At 40.5% G+C, this 5,796-nt stretch carries 4 protein-coding genes; 3 read left to right on the top strand and 1 reads right to left on the bottom strand.

The window, feature by feature from the left end:
- Window positions 1–360: 360 nt before the first annotated feature.
- Window positions 361–783, top strand: coding sequence for a hypothetical protein (locus Q0O89_RS10235; protein ID WP_293731594.1), 423 nt, complete (start codon window positions 361–363; stop codon window positions 781–783).
- A gap of 579 nt (window positions 784–1,362) precedes the next feature.
- Here Q0O89_RS10235 and Q0O89_RS10230 read toward each other — a convergent pair.
- Window positions 1,363–2,373, bottom strand: coding sequence for a DUF4325 domain-containing protein (locus tag Q0O89_RS10230; protein ID WP_293731593.1), 1,011 nt, complete (start codon window positions 2,371–2,373; stop codon window positions 1,363–1,365).
- Between the two features lie 485 nt (window positions 2,374–2,858).
- Here Q0O89_RS10230 and tldD point away from each other — a divergent pair, with 485 nt between their 5' ends.
- Both tldD and Q0O89_RS10220 read left to right on the top strand, forming a co-directional pair.
- Complete coding sequence (tldD, locus tag Q0O89_RS10225) at window positions 2,859–4,307, top strand: metalloprotease TldD (protein ID WP_293731592.1); 1,449 nt, start codon at window positions 2,859–2,861, stop codon at window positions 4,305–4,307.
- A gap of 87 nt (window positions 4,308–4,394) precedes the next feature.
- A complete protein-coding gene (locus Q0O89_RS10220) occupies window positions 4,395–5,597 on the top strand; it encodes an aspartate aminotransferase family protein (RefSeq protein WP_293731591.1) in 1,203 nt (400 codons plus the stop codon).
- The last annotated feature ends 199 nt before the right edge of the window (window positions 5,598–5,796 follow it).

Below are 5,796 nucleotides of genomic sequence, written 5' to 3'. Positions count from 1 at the left end.
ATGGACGCCAAGCGTGGCGTCCCTACAGTTCATATCTAATCGATTACGTCATAGGCGTTGTCGGTGTAATCGTCATACGTCGTAGGGACAGGGTTTATCCCTGTCCGAGAACGCAAAAACGGCGCAGGATGGATGAAAAAACAACATGGTAGGGGCAAAATATTTTTTGCCCGTACAATGTGTATTATTCCAACAACGTAGCTTTTTATTGAAAGATAAATAGACTCTAGACTCGTATAAGAAAATAGATGATAATTTGTGCTTAAATGTGTAGTGATATAAATAATAAAGCGAAAGATGATTTATTCGAACTATCGTTTGAATGTTAATGTTTTAGACTTAAGCGTTGATGAATACCTAATGATATTTACTGAACCAACACGAGAAGTCCATATTATCGGTTATTTCCCTGATATAAACGAATTTTTAACAGCAGGTGAAATTTGGTTATATCGCGGTAAACATCAATATAATTATGGCTTAGATCATATATGGGCAGGTCGTAAGTTAGAACTTCAAAAACGTGGTGTTTTTACAGTTAGACAACTTATTAATTTCCTGATTAAGCTCGTGGATAAACGCACGCCAATCTATCCTGAACCGGTTCACTATAAGGCGGCTGTTATTAAATCATCAAGAGGTGCGGTTATCGTTGAAAATATCGATGATACTTACAGTACGATAACCCTTTTACTTGCAACACCGGCCAGACCATTGCCGGTACAAAACCGTTGGGGAAATAAAAATATAGGAACAATTAAAAGGGATTGTAAAACCTTATAAATGTCTATATTATATAGTTACTGCAAGAGATAATAGGAATTGCAAGCGACTTAGAAAAGCAATGTTCTATCTAAAGCAGGGCGTTATCGCTTGACGCTGAAGCCAGTGTTCGAATGAACCAACGTAAGGTTAAAACTGTGGTTTCTGCGGTTCTTACGGTAAAACCGTCTCGGCTGGCATTATTTTAAGAGAAAAGGCAATGATTTTGTTAATCGTTGCCTTTTTGTTTATTACGCCCTATTCGGGGCAAATGTAATTTGCCCCGATAAAAACATTTTTTTCAATGATTTCAATGGATTAATCGTAGGGGCGAAAAATATTTCGCCCCAAATAAAAATCCCACATCATACGTGGGATTTCAGACTGATGACAACCTCAAATAAATAACGGTATTAGTAGGGACGCCACGCTTGGCGTCCATTACAAAGGCGAAGTGTGATTTATGTTGATGGACGCCAAGCGTGGCGTCCCTACAGTTCATATCTAATCGATTACGTTATAGGTGTTGTCGGTGTAATCGCCATATGCCGTAGGGACAGGGTTTATCCCTGTCCGAAAACGTAAAAACGGCGTAGGATATTACTGAAATTTGTAGCCTGTTCGTTGGATCATATCTTTAATATCATCTGTTGCATTAATGACAGACAGCTGAACATTTGGATGTTCATTTTGGTACACCCGGAAAATCTGATCGGCAAAACCTTGCCCAATACTTGTTACATCTTGGAAATCCAAAATGACTTTTTGGAAATGTTCAAAACGTGCAACAAGTCGTTTAGCTTGTGAACGCGACATTAAAAATTCACCTTCGTGTTTTGCTAAATTGACAGGCACCACTGTCGTTGCAAATGCATATTCATCCGGCATGGCAAACTGATCGAATACATCTTTGGTGCGTTTGGTTGATGAATGAGATAACTCAAACATAACCTTTGTGCCGTCAATGTATTCAATATCGTGTTCGTACATAATATCCATGACACCTGCATTATGTACAAATGCCCAACCTTTTGAGTTGATACAGAAGAAGTCAAACACTTTAGAAGAAAAGAAAATGCCTTCTCCGCTATGATTGGCTTTATCTGTCGTTAATTTACCTTTCGATAATTCAAAAATAGATTGGCGAATATCTACCAGATCGAACGCTTTCTGAATTTTCTCAAAGATACCTAATCCGTTATCTGTAATACTCACAAACGTTGAAATGGGTGTTTGGCGAATTTCAACGGTAATTTCTGTTCCACAAGAATGATCGATTGCATTATTGAACATTTCAGTAAAACCGTACTGAAAAATTTCAAGTACATTTGGGTTTAATCCTTTTAGTTTTGGATCTAGCGTTTGAGTATAAACACGAAACTCATCAAGATTATCTGATAAGTTAAAAGTAAAACATTCAACTTGTTCAACTAATTCATAACGTGTAGAACGCCCACGCCCTGAAACAGTTAATAAATTTTCATCTACCCAGCCCTTTAACTTTCTTGATGCACTTTGGCGAGTGATAGAGAGGGTTTCCGCAATCGCTTCTGCTGTTTGTGTTGGGTTATTTTTTACAATTTCGAGTAATTTACATAAAATATCATTCATAATAATCGCTCTATAGGTCACTTAATTTTATGTTTATAGTAACATGTAAATACATTAAATGTAACTTTTTATTTGATTATAGGTAACATAACGCGCCTATTTCTATGGGGGGTTGTGTGGGGCAACCTATTTTGGCCCTGATGTGCCTGTGATTGTTTTGGGGCGAAAGATATTTCGCCCGTACAGTTCATGTCTAATCGATTACGTCATAGGCGTTGTCGGTGTCATCGCCATACATCGTAGGGACAGGGTTTATCCCTGTCCGAGAACGCAAAAACGGCGCAGGATGGATGAAAAAACAACATGTAGGGGCAAAATATTTTTTGCCCTGATGTGCCTGTGATTGATTGGGGGCGAAAAATATTTCGCTCGTACAGTATTTGAAAGCCATTGGTTAGGCTGTGTTTCCATATTTAAAACTGTGATAAAATCCACCGCACTTTTATTGCCAACGGCAGAATTCTATTTAGATTAACGAGAAAACCATGTTAAAAATGACACAAAATTCCTTGCTTACTCAAAGCAATCTCGATCTTAGCGATCTTCAAAATACCTTTGATTTAATGTCACATCGCCACATTGATTATGCCGATCTCTATTTCCAACTTAGCCAAGATGAAAACTGGGTATTAGAAGATGGCATCATTAAAGAGGGCGGTTTTCATATTGACCGTGGTGTGGGTGTGCGCGCGGTGTCAGGCGAGAAAACAGGTTTTGCTTATTCCGATCAAATTAATTTGGCGAATTTGCAACAATGTGCTAATGCGGTGAAAGGGATCGCTACGCCAAGCCAAGGGACGATTTTGAAGCCGTTGCGTTTTAATGAAGTGAATGTGGTGCAACGCTATGCCGTGATTAATCCGTTAGACACGCTTTCAAAAGCCCAAAAGATTGATTTGTTGCGTTTGGTGGATGCCACAGCGCGTGCGGAAAGCCCTTATGTGACGAAAGTGACGGCAAATTTGACCGCACTTTATGAAGAAATGCTTGTGGCGGCTACTGATGGCACGTTAGCTGCTGATATTCGCCCCTTAATTCGCTTGTCGATTTCGGTATTGGTGGAAAAAGATGGTAAGCGTGAACGTGGCTCGTCAGGTGTGGGCGGTCGTATGAGCTTGGCATGGTTTTTTGAAGATTTCCAAGGGGAAATGCGTGCGAAATATTTTGCGAAAGAAGCGGTTCGTCAGGCATTGGTGAATGTTAGCGCAGTTGCAGCACCTTCAGGTTTAATGCCTGTGGTGTTAGGCGCCGGTTGGCCCGGGGTGTTGTTGCATGAAGCTGTTGGCCATGGTTTAGAAGGGGATTTTAATCGTAAAGAAAGCTCTCTATTTACGGGTAAAATTGGGGAACTCGTCACATCACCGTTATGTACTATTGTAGATGATGGCACATTACCAAACCGCCGCGGTTCGATTACTGTGGATGACGAAGGTACGCCAAGTCAATGTAACGTGTTGATAAAAGATGGTATTTTGCAAGGTTATATGCAAGACAAAATGAATGCTCGTTTAATGGGCATGAAGCCTACAGGAAATGGTCGCCGTGAAAGTTATGCTCATCTGCCAATGCCGCGTATGACAAATACTTATATGCTAGCTGGCGAAAGTCAGTTTGATGATATTATTGCCTCTGTAGAATATGGTATTTTTGCACCGCACTTTGGGGGTGGGCAAGTGGATATTACTTCGGGGAAATTTACCTTTTCTATGTCCGAAGCCTATTTGATTGAAAAAGGAAAAATCACCAAACCTGTTAAAGGGGCGACCATGATTGGGAATGGTATTGAAGTGATGCAGCAAATTTCAATGGTGGGCGATCAGATGGAGATTGATCACGGTATTGGCGTGTGTGGTAAAGATGGACAAAGTGTCCCGGTTGGGGTTGGTCAGCCAGTGTGCAAAATCGGAAAAATTACGGTGGGTGGCACGGATTAAATGAATTTTTATGCAAAATAATTGCATAATAAATCAAAAAGGACTATCCTAGGTTCTAATCTAATTTAACAAATAAGGAATAACACAATGACACAATATACTCGCGAAACATTTAATGAAGTGATGATCCAAAATTATAACCCTGCAAATTTTATTCCTGTTAAGGGAAAAGGTAGCCGAGTATGGGATCAGGAAGGGCGTGAGTATATTGATTTTACTAGTGGTATTGCGGTAAATGCCTTGGGGCATTGTCATGATGATGTGGTGGCCGTGCTGAAAGAGCAAGGTGAAAAATTATGGCATTCAAGCAACTGGTTTACCAGCGAAACGACGCTTGCGTTAGGTGATAAGCTGGTAAAAAATACCTTTGCTGAGCGTGTGATGTTTGCAAATTCCGGCGCAGAAGCCAATGAGGCAGCATTAAAATTAGCGCGCCGTTATGCGGTGGAGCATTTTGGCGCACAAAAATATAATATTATTTCCTTTAAACAAAGTTTCCACGGACGCACATTATTTACCGTAAGTGTAGGGGGGCAGCCTAAATATTCTGACGGTTTTGGCCCTAAACCTGCAGGAATTATTCATGTGCCATTTAATGATTTGGACGCGGTTAAGGCGGTGATTGATGATCATACTTGTGCCGTTATTGTTGAGCCGGTGCAAGGTGAAAGTGGTGTGATTCCTGCAACTAAAGCTTTTTTACAGGGATTGCGTGAACTTTGTGATCAATATAATGCTTTGCTGATTTTTGATGAAGTGCAAACCGGGGTAGGGCGTACCGGGGCGTTGTATGCCTATCAAAAATATGGTGTGATACCCGATATTTTGACTTCAGCAAAAGCGTTGGCAAATGGTTTTCCAATTAGTGCAATGATGACAACCACTGAAATTGCAAAAAGTTTTGCGCCGGGTGTACATGGTACGACTTTTGGAGGAAACCCTTTGGCTTGTGCAGTGGGGGCGAAAGTGGTGGATATTATTGCAGATGAAAAATTCTCGGCAAATGTGAATGCTTCGGGAGAATTTTTTAAAGCACAATTACGTCAGTTAAATGAAAAATTGAACTTATTTGTTGATATTCGTGGTGAAGGCCTGTTAATTGGTGCGGAGCTTATTGAGAAGTATCATGCTAAAGCCGGTGAATTTGTCGCGGCTTGTGCAGAAAACGGTTTGATGATTTTAGTCGCAGGCCCGAATGTGTTACGTTTTGCCCCGGCATTAAATATTACGGAAGCCGAAATTTTAGATGGTATGGCACGTTTGGAAAAGGCACTGAGTCAGTTTGTATAAGCAAATTTTCGCGATGAAAAATATCATAGAAAGGTGGTGGGGAACTGCCTTTTTTATTTCTATGTAAACGATTGCCTGGCTTATCCGACCTGGCATCTTCTATTATTAAAATTCTTGTCAAATAACCCGTTTTTTAATTATAATTGGCTGTGCTGGCTGTGCTGGCTGTGCTGGCTGTGCTGGCTGTGCTGGCTGTGCT

Origin of the sequence: uncultured Actinobacillus sp. (genome assembly GCF_945915845.1) — a bacterium.
Taxonomy (GTDB): Bacteria; Pseudomonadota; Gammaproteobacteria; order Enterobacterales; family Pasteurellaceae; genus Exercitatus.
Note: the sequence above shows the minus strand (reverse complement) of the source record. Positions and strands in the feature narration are given on the sequence as shown.

Bases quoted from the DNA above. Each gene is read 5' to 3' on its own strand.
- Q0O89_RS10220 (WP_293731591.1), top strand. From the start codon at position 4,395: ATGACACAATATACTCGCGAAACATTTAATGAAGTGATGATCCAAAAT.
- Q0O89_RS10235 (WP_293731594.1), top strand. From the start codon at position 361: ATGATATTTACTGAACCAACACGAGAAGTCCATATTATCGGTTATTTC.
- Q0O89_RS10230 (WP_293731593.1), bottom strand. From the start codon at position 2,373: ATGAATGATATTTTATGTAAATTACTCGAAATTGTAAAAAATAACCCA.
- tldD (WP_293731592.1), top strand. From the start codon at position 2,859: ATGTTAAAAATGACACAAAATTCCTTGCTTACTCAAAGCAATCTCGAT.